General features: G+C 42.3%; 14 protein-coding genes. 1 reads left to right on the top strand and 13 read right to left on the bottom strand.

Features of this window, described 5'->3' with window-relative positions; translation table 11 throughout:
• Positions 1-89 precede the first annotated feature (89 nt).
• The 6 genes from FLL45_RS19510 to FLL45_RS19485 form a co-directional block, all read right to left on the bottom strand.
• Positions 90-1,697, bottom strand: a complete 1,608-nt coding sequence (locus tag FLL45_RS19510; protein WP_142943729.1) for a zinc-ribbon and DUF3426 domain-containing protein — start codon at positions 1,695-1,697, stop codon at positions 90-92.
• Positions 1,698-1,821: 124 nt separating this feature from the next.
• Positions 1,822-2,712, bottom strand: a complete 891-nt coding sequence (prmA, locus tag FLL45_RS19505; protein WP_142943728.1) for a 50S ribosomal protein L11 methyltransferase — start codon at positions 2,710-2,712, stop codon at positions 1,822-1,824.
• Between the two features lie 112 nt (positions 2,713-2,824).
• Entirely contained in the window at positions 2,825-3,760 is a 936-nt protein-coding gene (locus FLL45_RS19500; protein WP_185964560.1) for a proline racemase family protein, read from the bottom strand.
• Between the two features lie 51 nt (positions 3,761-3,811).
• Positions 3,812-5,398 (bottom strand): aldehyde dehydrogenase (NADP(+)), encoded by a 1,587-nt coding sequence (locus FLL45_RS19495; protein ID WP_142943726.1) that lies wholly within the window; start codon positions 5,396-5,398, stop codon positions 3,812-3,814.
• Positions 5,399-5,474: 76 nt separating this feature from the next.
• Positions 5,475-6,374, bottom strand: coding sequence for a 4-hydroxy-tetrahydrodipicolinate synthase (gene dapA / locus FLL45_RS19490; protein ID WP_142943725.1), 900 nt, complete (start codon positions 6,372-6,374; stop codon positions 5,475-5,477).
• A gap of 208 nt (positions 6,375-6,582) precedes the next feature.
• A complete protein-coding gene (locus FLL45_RS19485) occupies positions 6,583-7,479 on the bottom strand; it encodes a GntR family transcriptional regulator (RefSeq protein WP_142943724.1) in 897 nt (298 codons plus the stop codon).
• A gap of 282 nt (positions 7,480-7,761) precedes the next feature.
• Here FLL45_RS19485 and FLL45_RS19480 point away from each other — a divergent pair, with 282 nt between their 5' ends.
• A complete protein-coding gene (locus FLL45_RS19480) occupies positions 7,762-8,955 on the top strand; it encodes a class I SAM-dependent rRNA methyltransferase (RefSeq protein WP_142943723.1) in 1,194 nt (397 codons plus the stop codon).
• A gap of 153 nt (positions 8,956-9,108) precedes the next feature.
• Here FLL45_RS19480 and FLL45_RS19475 read toward each other — a convergent pair whose 3' ends face one another.
• The 7 genes from FLL45_RS19475 to FLL45_RS19445 all read right to left on the bottom strand — a co-directional run bounded on the left by FLL45_RS19475 (position 9,109) and on the right by FLL45_RS19445 (position 17,839).
• Positions 9,109-10,179, bottom strand: a complete 1,071-nt coding sequence (locus tag FLL45_RS19475; protein WP_142943722.1) for a type 1 glutamine amidotransferase domain-containing protein — start codon at positions 10,177-10,179, stop codon at positions 9,109-9,111.
• 134 nt (positions 10,180-10,313) lie between these two features.
• Entirely contained in the window at positions 10,314-11,585 is a 1,272-nt protein-coding gene (locus FLL45_RS19470) for a sensor histidine kinase (RefSeq protein ID WP_142943721.1), read from the bottom strand.
• Positions 11,578-12,255: a response regulator transcription factor gene (locus tag FLL45_RS19465; RefSeq protein ID WP_246075862.1), complete on the bottom strand. Its 678-nt coding sequence runs from the start codon at positions 12,253-12,255 to the stop codon at positions 11,578-11,580. The genes FLL45_RS19470 and FLL45_RS19465 overlap by 8 nt, the downstream gene beginning before the upstream one ends.
• Before the next feature lie 311 nt (positions 12,256-12,566).
• The gene (metX, locus tag FLL45_RS19460) at positions 12,567-13,652 is read right to left on the bottom strand and encodes a homoserine O-acetyltransferase MetX (protein ID WP_142943719.1); all 1,086 of its coding nucleotides are present in this window, start codon (positions 13,650-13,652) and stop codon (positions 12,567-12,569) included.
• 211 nt (positions 13,653-13,863) lie between these two features.
• The gene (locus tag FLL45_RS19455; protein WP_142943761.1) at positions 13,864-15,216 is read right to left on the bottom strand and encodes a DegQ family serine endoprotease; all 1,353 of its coding nucleotides are present in this window, start codon (positions 15,214-15,216) and stop codon (positions 13,864-13,866) included.
• 376 nt (positions 15,217-15,592) lie between these two features.
• Positions 15,593-16,297, bottom strand: coding sequence for an aspartate/glutamate racemase family protein (locus FLL45_RS19450; protein ID WP_142943718.1), 705 nt, complete (start codon positions 16,295-16,297; stop codon positions 15,593-15,595).
• 198 nt (positions 16,298-16,495) lie between these two features.
• Positions 16,496-17,839, bottom strand: a complete 1,344-nt coding sequence (locus tag FLL45_RS19445; RefSeq protein ID WP_142943717.1) for a DUF58 domain-containing protein — start codon at positions 17,837-17,839, stop codon at positions 16,496-16,498.
• Positions 17,840-17,854: the final 15 nt, after the last annotated feature.

The raw sequence follows: 17,854 nt of genomic DNA, 5'->3' as shown, positions 1-17,854 counted from the left end.
AACAACCGCGAACACTGAAGGGAAACAGGATTACAACATTCTGCATAAAAAACTATTATCGTCTTGTTTTTTAGGGCTTAAGATTCTATTTAATTGAAACTAAACCTAAACCCGAGCCCCTCTGGATGTGGCTGTTCAATTGTCCAAGCGATATGAATTTCAGCATTCGGTGGCATTAATTGGCCTTGCTTCTCCGGGAAATATTCACTGACATTAAATTGCTTCACCGCAACCACTTGATCGTTTTCATTGGTGAAATCAATGGTAATTTCTGGATAGGCTTGTGCAAAGTTCGCTTGGTTGACTAAGACGATTTTGATATCAAGAAAATTTTCTTGCGTTTCGGACGGTGTAACTATTCGTTGTTGCAAAGAAATCCTATTAGTATCTTTGCGCGGCTGAATGTCACAGGGCAATGCACCACAGAGTGTCTGAGTGAGCCCTCCCCAAGTTTCATCATAGGCAAGGGTTTGGCGGTTACTCCAAAAATTTACCGATAAATAGCCCAAAACACCGAGTACTACGGCACTTAACATTAATGTTCTCAAACTCGTTTTTTTCTTTTCGACTCGCTCCTCAAATTCTTCTAGCGGGTCGGGCTCAACATCCGAGTCGTGGATTTGCTCCGCTAAATTATCGGAAAGGATTTCTAACTCTTGAGAGTCAGCCAGCGCCAACTGATCACTATCTAACGATTCATCAAAATCAGTAACGTCACTTTCAACGAATCCCCCATCTTCAAAATCATCCAAGCCTCCTTGCTCAAGCGCTTGCTCATCAACCAATTGCTCGGAAATGTCCGGATCGTCGGCAAATGCTTCATCGATCATTTCGTCGATAGACAAGTCGCTTTCAACCGCTTGATCAGCAGCGTATGTTTCCATCTGCTCTTCAAGCTCTGGCTCAAATTCTGGATTATCCGCTTCGGTTAATGGCGACTCATTTAACGACTCCTCAACGGAGTCCATCCGCGCAAGGACTTCATCTAGGTTAGAATCGTCCTGTTCACTCAACGGCTGGCCGTGTTCATCTTCGAGTTCATCTCTCGACGCAACTAAGTGATCAGCATCCAAGGCACTTAAGTCCGGTTCATCGACAGCGGCCCCCAATGACTCTTCGGCAATATCAACTTCTTCATCTTGCAGAGGATCGTCCAAAGCATCTTCAAACTCCTCGTTTAAGGAAATTTCAGGATCGACCTGCTCACCTTCGACGTCTATGTCATCTAAATGGGTCTCAGTGACGTCTGCATTTTCTACATCAGTATCACTGACTTCAGTATGATCGAGCGAAGTGAAGTCTGAGTCACTCTTCTCGCTATTTAATTGATGCTCGATATTCTCTGACTCTGGTGACTCAGCCGGTTCAAAATCGAGAGTAGGCTTGGTCGCTTTCGCATCAGGCAATTGCCAATCTGAAATCGGAGACTCATCAGGCTTTACCTCGCTATAGCCAGTAGGCGACGCTATCGATGAAGTTGTCGCCGATTGAGACTGAGTTAGAGTCGCTTGAGTGAGCGAACTTGGAGTTACTGCCTGGCTTGAAGAGCGAGGCTTCAAAATATGGTCGGTTGCCTGAAATACTTCTAAACATGCACCGCAACGAACCTTGCCATGTGCCATAGCCAGCATTTTTTCACTGACCTTAAACGCAGTTTTACATTGTGGGCAACGGGTATATTGTGAATTATCTGTCACCGTCTGTTTCCTTGTCCTTATTATTGTATTGTGTTTTAACCTGTTTTCTCAGCTGTCTTTTCGATTCAACAAGATGCTTTGTCCAATCGCGACTTTTGTTTCCCCATATGGCTACTTAGCCAATTTAAACACCAACAACTTTAGTACCACTTAAACGAGTCCACTCGTCTTTAAAGGTCGGAGGGTCCATTTCAAACCATTGCGCATAAGTCTGGCTTATTGCTTCCGCTTGGGAATCCAGTAATCCCGACAACGCCAGTTTACCACGAGAATCGCAATGTGCGGAAATTTGCGGTGCAAGGCTCTCCAAAGGACCAGCTAAAATATTCGCAACGATCACGTCCACGACCACGCCCTCAATGGCTTCTGGCTTGCCGATCACTAGTCGCTCGTCAAACACATCGTTGCGCTTTGCGTTTTCCTCGGTCGCAAGAATTGCTTGAGGGTCGATATCAACCGCATAAACTGTTTTTGCCCCTAACTTGAGTGCAGCGATTGCTAAAATGCCAGAACCACAGCCAAAATCGATTACGGTTTTTCCCTGCAAATCTAACGAGTCGAGCCAGTTCAGACACAACGCGGTAGTTGGATGTGTTCCAGTACCAAATGCAAGACCAGGATCAAGCATGACATTAACCGCAGTTTGGTCCGGAATCGGTTTCCAACTTGGGCAAATCCAGAGCCTTTCACCAAATTTCATTGGTTCAAAGCGGTCCATCCATTCTCTTTCCCAATCTTTATCTTCTAGTAACTCGAATTTTTCATCTTGAGAATGCTGCGATAAAGTATTTTCTCTCCAAGCGCAAAGCAAATGATCCGTATCGGTTTGCGCATCAAACAAAACCATCATTTGAATATTTTGCCAGAGTGGGGTTTCACCAGGTGCCGGTTCTAGGATGGGAATATCTTCTGCGTCCATTAAAGTAACGGATAGCGCTCCCATTGCCATCAAGGCATCACCGATAGTATCCGCAAATTCTTCCGTTGTATTAAGTCTTAGTTGAAGCCAAGGCATATTGTATAGTGACCCAGTTTATCATTCTGGCTATTTTACCCGAATAAACTCAATCGCGGTATTTTTGATCGAACGATATTGCAGCCGAGCCTTTGAGCGTATTGACTAAATATTAAAATCCAAACTGAAAGGGATCGTTTGGATCAAACAAAACTTCAGCCTGCATGTTAACAAAAGCGCTTCCGCTAATCGTTGGCACGATTTGGCCGTCACGAATAGTCACAGCGCCCTCAAAAATACTGCCAATGATACTCTGTTGTCGCCAAACTTCATTTTCTTTAATATGCCCATCGGCATAAAGGCAGGCCAGCTTAGCAGAAGTGCCGGTACCACAAGGAGAGCGATCATATTCTCGCCCAGGACATAAAACAAAGTTTTGACTATCTGCTAAGGATTCGTTGGTAGGTTCAGCAAATAATTCTATATGATCGATTTCCGCGCCATTGTCGCCAGTAATATTTTGCTGATTAAGCGTGTCACGCACTTGTGAACAAAAATCGATGAGTCGCGTGGTATTGTCGAGACCAATTCGTTGATTATGCGCTTTGATGAGAAAGAACCAGTTTCCTCCCCATGCAACATCTCCTGTAATAACCCCATAGTGTGGCACTTCGATTTCGACATCTTTTCGGGTACGAAAACTAGCGACATTTTCAATGCTGACCTTAGTGGGCTCCAAAAGATTGATTTCGACCAGACCGACAGGAGTCTCGAGAATATGCTTTCCTAAATCAATTTTTCCCAAATGATAGAGCGTGACAGCTACGCCAATGGTTCCATGACCACACATGTTGAGGTAGCCGACATTATTAAAAAAGATGACACCTGCAGCGTGGCTTGAATCTGCAGGCTCACAAAGGATAGCGCCAACCATAACATCAGAACCACGTGGCTCGTTCACTAGAGCGCGTCGAAAATGATCAAACTTTTCCGCAAAAACTTGCTTTCTCTCAGCCATCGAACCAGTACCTAAATCTGGGCCACCGGAAACAATTGTGCGAGTTGGTTCACCACCGGTATGGGAATCAATAATTGTTAGTTTAGTCACGCCAATAAATTCTCATTTGTGCCGACCCAATCAAAAACTCAATATCTTATTTTACTTAGTCGAGTCTTCAGTCTGTTGATATTGCCCATCAATATGACGCCAGATTCCTTCTTGCTTGGGTGTATCTTTTAGCAAATCAGGTAACCGTGACTGGCGCACATTGTCATAACATTTAAGTCCGGCAAATCGCTGTATTGAAGCAGGTAAGCCAACCGCGGTAAACCCAGGGTGCCCGGTTGAAGGGAATGGTCCGCCGTGATTCATTGCAGGTGAAACAGCGACGCCAGTTGGCATTTTATCATTTAGAATTCTGCCCACTTTTTGTCTTAATAATGGTTCAAGCAACTGATAGTCAGACTCATCAATATTTTGAGAGTGAGAATAAATGCAACCCGTCAGGTTACCTTCCATTTTATTGATTATCGTTACCAGTTGAGTGACTTCACGATAACGGACCACTAAAGCCGCATTTCCGAACATCTCAGCCTGAAACATTTCTACATTTTGTAAAAACTGCTCACCCTCGACTGAGAGTAACAAGTTGTTGTTGCAAAAACGCTCTCCCTCTTCTGAGGACAAGTCCGTTAACCTTCTGGCACCAAGCCTAATTTGTTCTCGCGATGTTTTCGCGATATTTGTTGCCGAGTCCGGAGACAACAAGGTCGCAACGGGTGCCGATTCAAAGCGGGATTTAATTTGGGCGATAAATATATCACCCAACTCGCTGTTGGGGACAAAGACTAATCCCGGTTTAGTGCAAAGTTGTCCGGCAGCCATGGTACAGCTCGCAGTAAATTCGTCCGCAATCGATTCACTCGACTCACTGAGCGCCCCCTTTAACAAGATAACTGGGTTTAAGCTCGACATTTCCAGATAAATTAAATTTCCCGCATCTTCTGCGGCCTTTTTCAAAGCTAACCCAGCCTTTTTGGATCCGGTAAACGCTGTCGCGGCTGTCCGCTGATCAGAAACCAACTTTAAACCGTTCTCTGGCGACATCGCATAGACTAATTGAATACTTGCTAGCGGCAGACCCACACTGACTGCCGCCTGTTGTGCCAGCTCAGTAAATAGACGAGTTGTTCCAGGATGGCTCGGGTGCGCTTTAGCAATTACCGGATTACCAGCCGCAATTGCCGCAGCAAAATCCCCACCAGAAATGCTGCCAAATGCGAACGGAAAATTATTTGGACCGAAAACCACAACTGGGCCGATCGGCTCTAGCCAACTACGAATGTTATTGGCAAAGTCGATAACAATGTTTCGCCAACTAGACTGTCTAATTGCGTTAGCCGCCTCTCTTAATTGCATGGTGGTGCGTGATAACTCCACCTCAGAGAGACGCGGAACCACCGCTAAGCCGGTCTCTTGATGGGCTATCTCGGCAAGCGCATCTTTGTTTGCCTCAATATTATTTGCATATGCATCGAGAAATAATGCCCGCTTATTTTCGCCAAGCGTCTTTAGCTGCTCGAAAGCTTCACTGGCCGCTTTTAAAGCGACTTCGCAATCTTGCCAACTCGATACAGGGTAGCTGTCTTCAATTGGCTGTCCCGTAGTTGGGTTGTAGGGAGAAAACCAAGCTTCTGAATCAGCCTGGCGCCATTCCCCTGCTAAAAATATTTTGTGCTTAGTCATATCGATTGACCTCGAAATAAAACGTCACCACTTGAAACTGGCTGAAAACACACAAAAACTGTGTATTGAATCATTGCTATTCAACTTTCGGGCGAGTCGCTATCGCTTGATTATAAATTTTTTCAACGTGTGCTCTTTCGGCACCTTGCAAAGGAAGTCTTGGCGCACGGACTCGTTCAGATCCCCGGCCCGCCAGTTGTTCGGCGAGCTTGATACACTGAACCAAAGTCGGCACGGTATCCAAGCGCAATAGCGGTAAAAACCACCGCCACAACTCTCGCGCTTGTTCGAACTTTCCTTGCATCGCCAAATTGTAAATTGCTACAGATTCTTTCGGAAAAACATTAGTGAGTCCTGAGATCCACCCGGTAGCGCCGAGCATTAACGACTCCAAGGCCACATCGTCGACGCCGCTAAACACGATGAAACGATCACCAAACGCAGTATAAAGCTCACTGATCCGCCTGGTATCTTCTGTCGACTCTTTTACCGCAACAATATTTTGTTCATCGACCAATGACGCCATGCCCTCAACCGATAAGTCAACCCCGTATGAGACTGGGTTGTTGTAAATCATGACGGGCAATTGGGTTGCTCTGGCTATTGTTTGATAATGGTAAATCGCCTCTCTCTCTGTGGATCGATAAACCATTCCTGGCATCACCATTAGGCCAGAAATACCAAGTGCCTCAGCATCTCTTGCATACGCAACAGCTGCTGCCGTTGTGGTCTCAGCAACTCCCGATATCACCGGTACTCGCCCATCAGCAACTTCAATGGCGTGCTTAAGGACCGCGCGTTTTTCAGCACTACTCAACGAGCAGTTTTCTCCGACTGTGCCACAAACGACAATCCCGTGGACTCCCTCATTAATCAGTCGATCAAGCATTTCTCCGTTAGCATGATGGTCAATAGAGAAATCCTCTTTGAATTGAGTCGTTACCGCTGGGTATACCCCTTGCCAATCAACCTGCATTTTGGCTCCTTTTAAATATTGATGGGAAAAAGGACTGCAATGACTTCCAGCCTAATTCCTCTCTGAAAAATTGGCAAGACAATAACATGTTATTGTATACAATAAAACAACTTTTGGTCATGGCGAGTAGCAGATGCAGGCAAATTCTCGCTGCGAGCGATGTAAGGGCATTGAACGTAAAACCCAATTGCTTTGCAATTTCAGGCAGTTAATCAGACTCACTCAGTGTCTGCGCACGCATTTCGATAAAGGTGAGTACATTTTGTTTTTGGTCCCGGATATGTTTGACCAATGCTAGCTCGGCGCGCTCATAATCTTGGTCGAGTAATGCTTCTAAAATATCAATATGCTCCTGCGCCATTTCCGTTTTAACGTGCTCACCAAGTGATGCAAAATCAAAGATTGCAGAGTAAAAACTACCATGCCGCTGAAAAAAGTCTTGGATATAAACGTTGTCACAGCGAGATATCCAGTATTGATGCAAGTCGTTGTCAATTTCTGACATACTCCGATTTTCACTCGCGATGTTACCTTCTAGAATTCGCTTCAGATCGTCGTCTTCCAACCGAGGACGCGCCAAGCGCAGAGCTTTGACCTCCATGATTTCTCGAATTTCGAGATAGTCGTACATATCTTTCTCACGAAACTGCCTCACCTTCCAGCCGCACCGCGGCACATGCTCAATGAGGCCCGCTCCCGCTAAACGAGAAAACACTTGACGCATAATCGTGCGCCCAGTGTTATATTTTTTTGCTGTTGCCTCTTCTCTTAAGTAATCCGTATGATTTTCCAAAACGAGTCGAATGACATCACTCGCAACCTGTTCATCAAGCTCCGACTCAAAATTTATCGTAGCTTTGGCGGATTTGTTTTGCTCGGCTTCGTTCGTGGCTTCAGGCTTAGTTAATCGATGCAATCGTCCGTTTTCTTTGCGCAACAAAATATCTTCTTCAATCAGTTGCTCAATCACTTGTCTGATTGGCGTTAAACTCACTGAATAATGCTCGGCAATCGCTCCCAGGGTAAGTCTGAAAGGCAGCTCACTATATGTCGACAATTGATGTTTTAGATCTTGCTTTATGGTTTCAGTGATTTTTTGGTTCATAAATCGCTTCGATTGTTAGAGAAAACTCTGGTTTATTTGGGGACTACAACACTACTAATAATAGACCTTATAACAGCCTTTAAGATGTCAATTTGTTACTTTATTAAACAAAGCTTGTTGCATACTGCAGCAACAGCTTAGCGGAACCACTCCCTAAGTGCCTTGTGACATGTCACAAATATATCGAATTTGAATAGATCGCCAAAATCATCTTTTTGATTCGCAAGCGTAAATCAGACTGGTACAATTCTAACAATATTTACTTTGCCAACATCTCATTTCATGGAACTAAAAAATTTAAGACTTCGTAAAAACGAGGAACGTCGAATTAAAAATGGACACCTCTGGGTGTATAGTAATGAAGTCGACAACCAAATCTCGCCATTGAAAGACTTTCAAGTCGGTGAACTTGTTAAAGTTGTTGCAAATACCGGTAAGCCACTCGGTGTTGGCTATATTAATCCAAACAACTTGCTATGCACGCGCTTACTGAGTCGAGATCATCGCTCAACAATCGATCGTTCTTTTTTCGTCCATCGGTTTAACATTGCCAAATCACTCAGAGATCGCGTATTTAAAACGCCTTTTTATCGCGCCGTTTATGGAGAAAGCGATAACTTACCCGGCCTAATTGTCGATCGCTTTGGTGAACATCTTGTTGTTCAAATTACAACTGCCGGCATGGAAGCATTGAAACCCTCGATAATCGATGCGTTAACCAAAGTATTCAAACCTCAGTCTATTTTATTAAGAAATGATGCCAACAGTCGTAAAGCGGAAAACTTGGCCAACGAATTAGAGCAAGCGCTGGGAAATACACCGGATGTTCTATCGATCGAGGAAAACGATACGCAGTTTTTAATTCATCCACATAGCGGTCAAAAAACTGGATGGTTCTATGATCATCGAGTCAGCCGTCAACAGATCGCTCAATATGTTCAAGGAAAACGAGTCCTCGATGTATTTAGTTACATTGGTGCTTTTGGTATCCAGATGGCTAACGCTAGCGCAGACTCCGTTTGGTGTGTCGATATTTCGGGTAAAGCTCTCGATGAACTGGAACAAAATGCTGAGCTAAATAAAGTCGCAGAAAAGGTCACTTGTATTGAAGGTGATGCGTTTTCAGCGATGACAGAGTTAAAACAAGCAGGTGAAAAGTTCGATGTCGTTATCGTTGATCCGCCGGCATTCATTAAAAAGAAAAAAGATCATAAGCAAGGACTTCGCGCCTATCGAAAAGTTAACGATGCGGCGATGCGGTTACTCAGTAAGGATGGAATTTTATTATCCGCTTCTTGCTCGATGCATTTAAAAGAATCCGAACTGGAGGATTGTCTGCGCGCAGGTAGCCGCCACTTAGACAAAACATTACAAATAATCGAACAATGTCATCAAGGACAAGACCATCCAATTCACCCCGCTATCCCAGAGACACGCTACATAAAGGGTTTTATTAGTCGAGTGTTATCTGCTTAAAGCTAAATACCCGGCAGTTCAATCACTGAAGTGCCAGGTATATCATTACGAATCAGTTTATCCCGACGAATCGTTCCCCATAGAATAAATACTGAGCGGCTTGGCCCAGCATACCAGTCATCTAACCAATTATAATCATCACAAACAAGGTCTTTAAATATTCATCAATAATGCAATTAAATCAAACGACTTACCGACCTCCCCTCCCATTCCAGCAACAATAACATGCATCCCAATTAAAAGACGACTTACTGGTTGTTGGTCTTTAGTCACTTGTTGTTCAAGTTGGTCTTTTGCGGCCTTATAGCCAAATTTTTCGTAAGTTAACAAGATATCTGCACTTATTTCTTCTCCTGTAATTGGTCTAGGAACAGGTTTATAACCGAGGGCCACTATCATTTGTTCAGCAAGCTTCCAAGTAGACCATGGGTTTTGACCGGTAATAATATTGCCATCGCGACTTACTTGCTCAAGATAATTGGGAGATTTTTCAAATCTAGCGCCTCGCTCAATCAATTTACTTTCGAGAAGAAAGGGAAAGACTTCTTTCGCATCCTTTTTCAGAAATATTTCTTCAGAGTTAGTAAAACTACTAATCGATTTTCCTGCGACTAATGGCTGACCATTATCCAAGATCACATTGACTAGCGCAGCCGGACCGTGGCATACCGCCCCAATGATTTTATCGTTCTGGTAGTAGTTCTTTACGATTGATTGAATTGTTTTGTTGTCAGGAAAATCCCACATAGTGCCTTTACCACCAACAAAGAAAATCGCCTCATAGTCATCGGGATTAACCAGTTCAATTTTCAGACTATTTTTGACCTTCTTTTGCGCTACCGGATCATTTAAAAAGGCGAAGTCATACTCGGTCATATCGTCACCATCAATGACTACCGGCGGCTCACCGCCAAGAGTACTCGCAATATCTACTTCAAACCCGTTTGCTTTGAATACCCAGTAAGGTCTTGCGAGTTCCGTAAGCTCGTATCCGGTTGTAAAACCCGCTTGTTGTTTAGCATTGATACTGGTTACGACCGCCAGAATCTTGCCTCGGGTCGGTAATAATCCGGTTCGTATATAGTCAATGTCGTCGGCTTTAGCTGATCTCACTTGCTCAAAATCAATTCCATCATCAATCAATTGAAAAAAACCGAAACCTAACCCCACAAAAACGAGTGTCAGTGTAAAGATACCCAATAAGATTCGCTTAATTAACTTCATAGAAAGTCCTCTGCCAGTGTTGATTAGTTCAAGACTATCAGCCGCCAGGTCAATTGCAGGTGAATTGCTCACTCAGTAATCAACAACTTATTATTATTATTCGTTTAAGAAAACTGAGTATCAAAGGTTACGAATTAGGCGAGGCCTTTAATACAGACTTTAAAGTAATCTTCAGAAAAATGGTTGGATAACTGCCATCCTTGTTTTTCACAGATTCGAGCGACAATAAACAATCCCTGGCCCAGAGAGGTGTGAGTATTAAGTGATTTTTGTTTTGTTTCTTTTGATATTGGGTTTTCAAATATTAATTTGCCGGACTTAAACTCAACCGATAATGTTTGGTTATGGCTGTATCGCGCTGCATTTTCTAGTAAATTAGTCAGCATCAGCAACATTAATTGTTTATTGGTAACCACTTTAGTCCCTTCATCAATTTTCATCTCTACGATAAAGTCGGGATAAACCGTTAGTGTAGTAATTACAACTTCTTCAAACATTGCTCGTAAACTCACTGCTTCGGTATTAATTGAATCCTCACGAGCAAGAGCGATCAAAACATCAATAGTCTGCTTTATTTTTTCTATTTCGGCTTCAAGCAAGTTAATCGATTCATTTTGATTAGAAGTTATTGGATTATTTTCCATTTTAATTAGTGTGATTTGGTTTTTAATTATCGTCAACGGTGTCCTAAGTTCATGACCGAGATCTCGAGTAAAGTGATACTCTCGTAAATAAGACTCATTGACTCGATTAATAGCATTCTCTAGTGAGCGACTTAGGTATCCGATTTCATTGTCCAAAGTACTCGCTGTAAATTGAATTTTCGCTTCCGGTAACTGCTCTTCTCTTTCAGTGTTTTGATTTAATTCTCGAGAAAACCGCTCGATGGGCGCAACGATAAAAATCGATAAGCGATAAGCTAAAAGTAAGGAGAGACCTAAACAAAAAATTACCAGAAAGAGTGAAAGTATTAACATTTTCTTTGACATAGTCGTCACGACCAAGAAGGGAGTTACATTGCCAACCAAAAGCCCTCTAATATTTTCTTCAAGATAGATTGGCAATAAATGAAAATGCGTTTTGTCATTGGGTGTAAAAATTTCATCACTACTGGGATATTGTTGTACTATTTTCTTAATTTCAGAAGGCAACTCTTGATAATCCCCGTCCTCTTGCCAATACACTCGGATGTTATCGGTTCTCGTTGTAATCAGTTTTCCACTATTATTATAATGTTCGGTAATGTATGCCCGTTCATTCATCAGTAATCTCGCCATAATGTCATCTTCGACGATATAGGCGGTCATTAAAATCACGCCTAAATAGAACACGGATAAACAAACGGTAAAACCGCCAAATAAAACAAATACTCGTTTCTTTAAAGGTTGCTTGATTTTATTATTCATTCGATGTGACTAATTGATAGCCAACGTTAGTTATCGTTTTTAACATTGGTTTTTCAAATGGTTTATCTAACACATTTCTCAGACTATAGATATGTGACTTAAGTGCATCACTATCAGGTAATTCGTCCCCCCAAACTGTGTGTAAAATTTTGCTACGCGGCACTGGTTTAGGAAAACTTTGTGCTAAGAGTAATAAAATTTTAAATCCTACATTGGTAAGTTGTAGTTCAATTTGATTACGGCAAGCTTGATGCATGGCAACGTCGATGACAAGTTCTCCAATGGTTAGTTGTTTGTCGAGGTGCAACTGCTGTCGGCGCGATAATGCTTGACAGCGAAGAACTAACTCACGCAAATCAAACGGTTTAGTTAAATAATCATCGGCGCCTGCATAAAATCCTTGTGCTTTATCATCAAAATGATCTCTCGCAGTTATCATCAGTATGGGAACGTTTGTTTGAGCTTGTTTTTTTATCGTTTGGCAGACATCAATTCCGTCTTTATCCGGTAGATTGAGGTCGAGTAAAATTAAATCATAGCAGTCATGAATCGCCAACTGGATTCCCAGTTCTCCGGTGTCAGCATAGTCGACACTCCATTGATGACCTTCTAAAAAGGTCACAATTTGCTGACCAATTGTTCGATTATCTTCAATAAGCAAGATTTTCAATTTAATTCACAATCCTAAAAGCTAGGCGTTTGTTGTCTAGATTAGCAGAAATAAAGTGAAATTGGCGTGAATTCAACTTCGATTAAATCGAAGTCAGTTGCGCTTATCAAACTGTCACTGAAAAGTACATTCAACAACGGCAAAAATAAGGTTAACGGAAAATAAAAGAATCCCCACAGGGAATACGGTAGTCTTCTCTTATTCGACAATAGATACTGCGCATAGTTTGATAACATCTATCGTCAAATACTATCGCCTAAGGGTGTCTCTGAGCGAATCGAAAAGCCACATATAAGTATGCTTGTCGATCTTTATATACTGAGAAAATCTTCAATATATTGACCAAAACGATTAGTCTCAACCAGGAAAGAATCATGTCCATATTGAGAACAGTGTTGAATAAATGCTGATTCCACGCCGGCTTCTTGGAGCGCGGCAAACAGTTCTTCTTGTTGTTGTGGCGTAAACAATATATCGTACTCTTCAGATATTACCACGACCTTTGCAGTAATCCTCGAAAAGGCCGCTTTGTTCGAGGGATAATTTTGAGTGACGTCGTAAGTATCCATCGCTGTTGTAATCACTAGATAACTATTCGCGTCAAATATTTTGACAAATTTTTCGGCGTTGTAGTCCATATACTTGGTGATTTCACCATCAGCGGTATTCTTATCCAAGTGGCTGTTAAAACGTCTATTCCATTCCGCAGAATTACGATAAGTATAAAGGCCAAGCTTTCTCGCTAATTTGAATCCTGCTAAGTCTTCATTGGAAGTATAGTTCCCATTATTCCATGCGGGGTCCAAACGAATTGCTGATTGTTGGATATTACGATTAGCAATATTTGCCGGATAAGCTTTATATGCCGTACAACTCAGCATAACCCGTTGAACCATTTGTGGATACTCGATGGCCCAGATCAAAGATAGCATTGCTCCCATTGAGTTACCAATAATGGCATAAACGCTGTCTATCCCAAGGAACTCCAGCAACTGCTTTTGCGAATTGACCATGTCGCCGATGGTAATTTCTGGAAAATCCGCATTATACAACTGCCCAGAAACAGGATTTAGATTGCTTGGACCGGTGGATCCAAAGCAACTACCGAGATTATTAACACAAATAACAAAATAGCGGTCACTATCAATCGCTTTAGCCGAGCCGAGCATATCGTTCCACCAGCCCTTCGCAGGGTTAGACTCTGTCGCAGTTACATGTGCACCAACCGAGAGAGCATGATGAATAACAACGACGTTCGACTTATCATCATTTAGCTTTCCGTAAGTTTCGTAAGCCAGCTCTAGCTCTGGGAGCTGTCCCCCTTTTTCGAGTTTGAATGGAGCGGGATTATGATAAAACCAGCTGCCATCTTCTTGCTGATTGACTGTCGCTGTCATGGAATAAATAAAACCTGGCGAAATGAATTCATGGGCATTAAACCAGAAATACGGTCAAAAGCCCAGTGACGAAAAACTATCTCAACATACTGTTAAGCAATTAAAAAGCCGCTTACCGACTGTCTCAAAGACTCTGGTAAGCGGCTTATAATACGTTTTTATTTAGCAATTGGATAAGACCACTATCCAACCTCTAAAATACTGAGCTTAGCTACTGAATGACTACGTAAAAAGAGGAGCGTCCCCGTTGAACTCGCAACAAGATTCTATCATCGTCACGTCTAAGTGCTTCTCTAAAATCATCCATATCGTTAATCCGTAAACGGTTAGCCCCCAGAATGATATCTCCGGGACGCAATCCACTGTAAGCGGCAAGCGAATTACGTTCAAGCTCAGCAACTACAACGCCTCGTCCTTCAGTGTTATTCTCAAAACGAGCGCCATCTAATAAGCGATGAAGGTTGCCACTGCTTGCCGATTGCTGAATAGGATCGCCAATTTTGACTCGCAATGACTTTTCTTTACCATCTCGTAAAAATGTCACTTTTACCTTGTCGCCAATCTTGCGCTTGCCAATTTGACTCCTAAGATTGCCAGTTGAAATGACTTTTTCGCCTTCGATAGCAACAATAATATCATCGGGTTTAAGACCAGCTTTAGCCGCTTCTGAATCTTCAGCTACGCCAGTAATCAACACACCTTGTTGGCCATTTTTAAGGTCAAAAGCAATTTGTAAATCAACGGTTATATCTTGAATGCCTATTCCTAATTGGCCGCGCTTCACCTCACCATCTTCAATAATTTGCTCGACGCTTGATTTCACCATATCCATCGGTATAGCAAACCCTATCCCGACGTTACCGCCAGCCGGTGCAATGATAGCCGTGTTAATTCCAATCAATTGGCCATTAAGATTTACCAATGCACCGCCCGAATTACCAGGGTTAATTGACGCATCGGTTTGAATGAAGTTTTCATACCCTTCAATACCTAGGCCGGTTCTGCCTAATGCACTAACAATACCGGTAGTAACTGTTTGACCTATCCCAAAAGGATTACCGATAGCGACAACAAAGTCGCCCACTTCGAGCGCTTCAGAATCACCTAATGGCACTTCAGAAAGATTTTCATTTTTGATCTGCAGGACAGCTACGTCTAACTCAGGGTCACTGCCTAGTAGTTTAGCGACGTAATGACGACCATCAGTCAGTGAGACGCGTATCTCATCCGAGTCCTTAATGACATGGTAATTTGTGACGACAATCCCCTCATCAGCATCGATGATTACTCCAGAACCCGCACTACGTTGCAATTTACGCGGCTGCTGGTTGGGTTGTTGTTCTGGGATATTAAAAAAACGACGAAAGAATGGGTCGTTGAGTAATGGGTTATTACTCATTTGTTGTTCAGAGAAAGTCGCGATGTTAACTACCGCTGGGTTAACCTCTTTTAGCATTGTAGAAAGCGAAGGTAGTGGTCGCCCTTGAGGGTCAGCTTGTGGCAAAGATGCATTAACCCAGGTAGACAACACTAACGTCGCAACCAAAAGACTTAGTTGATACATTTTCTTCACAGAAAACTCCTTATTTTTAAGTGTCTAAATTCTTTATTACTAACCAATCACATGAAAAAGATGCAAGATAATATTGTGATGGGAGACTTATTTTTCAAGTAATTCCTAGCAAAATTAGACTAGGCGGGGACTAAAGGTTCCGTGTAAATAACCAGTGACGAAAAACCTAAAAAAGAAAAACCATGCAGAAATAAGCGTTTATAATCAATAAGTTAATTGATTTTACAGATGAAACAAAGGGCCATTAGCGACATACTTTTTAACAAATTCTTCGAACAACAGTTATTAATCACTGGCATCCTCAGCTTTCACCACCGAGACTCGCTGGCAGCATTTCATACTTTAATTTAGCAAATGCAGACTTCAGCTATTGAGATGATGCAAAATCAACAGCAGCCTTGGCCAGTAAACGGGTTGAATCTAACGTTGGGAGAGGAGAATTTGTATCAGAAATAATCAGCGGAATTTCGGTACATCCCAAAATAACACTGTCACAGCCTTGAGACTGCAATCGCTCGATCACCTTAACAAAATAATTAATCGAGTCTTGTTTAAAAATACCGTGAACTAACTCATGCATAATAATTTTATCGATTTCATTTCTATCGGCAACACTGGGTCTCATCCAAGCGATATTATTTGCCTCAAGCTTTTCGGGGTAAACTTGGCTCTCAACTAACCAGCGAGTTCCCAAGATACCCAACTTTTTAAATCCTTTTGCGTGCGCAAATTGAGTGACAACCTCGGCGATGTGCAGCCATTCTAATGGCGAACTTTCAACCACAGTATCAAAAGCTTGATGAATCGTATTATCAGGACATATTACAAAATCGGCACCCGATGCCTTCAACTTTTTTGCGGAGGACACCATCAGTTCAGCAACTTTATCCAAATCTCCGACGGTTAAATATTCAACGTATTTTGCTAAAGAATGACTATGAATGGCTATTTCAGGATGGGCATGCTCGCCAAATATCTCAGCGGAATAATTGCAGATTGTCCGGTAACAAAGTGCTGCGCCCTCTGAAGAACAAGCGACGATACCAATAGATTTGATAGGTTTTTCACTCATAACACATTCGCCCATTGCATCATCGAATCGGAGCTACTCTTTTTGCTGTTTGGTAGAAGTCGATTGCTCAGGTGGTTGGATATTTGAAAATTGATCTTTTTTAATAAGCACATAAGCGGTAATAAAGACCATTAAGCCCATCAAAATTACTAATAGCCGATAAATTTTTTTCATAAAATAATTAACTAGTTAATAAGTCTACAGCTGACCGCTGCGCTTGATATCAAAATATTGATTAACCATGTTGACCGCTAAGTGACTGGGTAAGCTGTCAACAGCAATAACGCCATCATGCGTTAACATCTGATGCAACTTGTCACGCTGTTGTAGGTAACTAATCGTTTGCGAGAACTTAAGTGCGTCATTAATATCATAAACTTGCTCAGTCAAAACATCTTGCAATACCTGTTCTTTTAAGTTCGCTAACATGACGAGGTGATGTTTCTTTAAAGAACTGACTGCGGTCTTGAGCTCAGCTTTGTCCTCAACTCTGACATTAGAAACGATGACCACCAAAGAACGTTTTTTAAACTGGCGATTCAATGACTCGGCAGCGCCAATTAGATCAGATGCTTTATTAGTTGGATGTAAATCATAAACATTATTTAACATCGCATTAATGCTAGAGGGCCCTTTTTTGGGCGGTAAAAAACGGTCTCGTCCACCAAACACTTTTAACCCCACCGCATCGCCTTGTCGCAGCGCAATTGAAGCGACCAATAATGTTGCATTTAACGCCTGATCAAAATGCGATAGGTCGCCATCTTTGGTGCGCATTCTTCGCCCTGAGTCGAGCAAGAATATAATATTTTGATCTCTTTCTTGCTGGTAATCTTTAGAAATTATTTTTTGTAAACGCGAGGTAGCACGCCAATCAATCTGACGTAGGCTATCCCCCATCCGATATTCTCTCAATTGATGAAACTCGAGTCCATCACCGCGCTGTTGTCTTTGGCGTATCCCTAATTGGCGTGTTTTCTGCTCTGTTGCCAACAATGTATAATTCATAATTGAGCGATAGTTTGGATAGACTTTCGAAAAACTCTCGCACGGTAAGATAACTCTTCGCTTTAAAAAGCCCAGCTCAGAATTAACCCAAAATTCGCATTGTTGAAGCTTGAGATCACCTCGCTCTACGGCCTTAATTTTATAATCTACAGTGACTTGGTGATGGGGTAATAAGTTTATTTTCGCAGGAAGCCCATCGGCCACACAAAAATCGGGAAGGTGGTCAATGACTTCCGCTTTAAAACCGCGACTCATTTGCTGCTCGATGACGAGTCGCACGTCACAGAAACTGTTTACTGGTAATGTATGGGCAATTTTACGAGACACTTTTATTTTGGCGAGGTCTCTAACTGAAAATATTTCCCAACAAAACAACGCAACTATTAATATCGAAAGAACAAACCAAACATCAGCAAGAATACTCGCAGATAAATCTCTTGTTTCCAAAAAAGCCAGTAGCCTCAGTACACCATCGGCAATGGCTATCATCAACCAGATAGTGAATAACGCAATACTTTGAGCAGTTAGTCGCATAATTTAGATCTCAAT

This window comes from Aliikangiella marina (assembly GCF_007004765.1).
In the GTDB taxonomy this organism is placed as follows: domain Bacteria; phylum Pseudomonadota; class Gammaproteobacteria; order Enterobacterales; family Kangiellaceae; genus Aliikangiella; species Aliikangiella marina.
The sequence above is the reverse complement of the archived record's forward strand: the minus strand, read 5'-3'. Positions and strand labels throughout refer to the sequence as shown.

Bases quoted from the DNA above. Each gene is read 5' to 3' on its own strand.
- prmA (WP_142943728.1), bottom strand. From the start codon at position 2,712: ATGCCTTGGCTTCAACTAAGACTTAATACAACGGAAGAATTTGCGGAT.
- FLL45_RS19495 (WP_142943726.1), bottom strand. From the start codon at position 5,398: ATGACTAAGCACAAAATATTTTTAGCAGGGGAATGGCGCCAGGCTGAT.
- dapA (WP_142943725.1), bottom strand. From the start codon at position 6,374: ATGCAGGTTGATTGGCAAGGGGTATACCCAGCGGTAACGACTCAATTC.
- FLL45_RS19485 (WP_142943724.1), bottom strand. From the start codon at position 7,479: ATGAACCAAAAAATCACTGAAACCATAAAGCAAGATCTAAAACATCAA.
- FLL45_RS19480 (WP_142943723.1), top strand. From the start codon at position 7,762: ATGGAACTAAAAAATTTAAGACTTCGTAAAAACGAGGAACGTCGAATT.
- FLL45_RS19475 (WP_142943722.1), bottom strand. From the start codon at position 10,179: ATGAAGTTAATTAAGCGAATCTTATTGGGTATCTTTACACTGACACTC.
- FLL45_RS19470 (WP_142943721.1), bottom strand. From the start codon at position 11,585: ATGAATAATAAAATCAAGCAACCTTTAAAGAAACGAGTATTTGTTTTA.
- metX (WP_142943719.1), bottom strand. From the start codon at position 13,652: ATGACAGCGACAGTCAATCAGCAAGAAGATGGCAGCTGGTTTTATCAT.
- FLL45_RS19455 (WP_142943761.1), bottom strand. From the start codon at position 15,216: ATGTATCAACTAAGTCTTTTGGTTGCGACGTTAGTGTTGTCTACCTGG.
- FLL45_RS19450 (WP_142943718.1), bottom strand. From the start codon at position 16,297: ATGAGTGAAAAACCTATCAAATCTATTGGTATCGTCGCTTGTTCTTCA.
- FLL45_RS19445 (WP_142943717.1), bottom strand. From the start codon at position 17,839: ATGCGACTAACTGCTCAAAGTATTGCGTTATTCACTATCTGGTTGATG.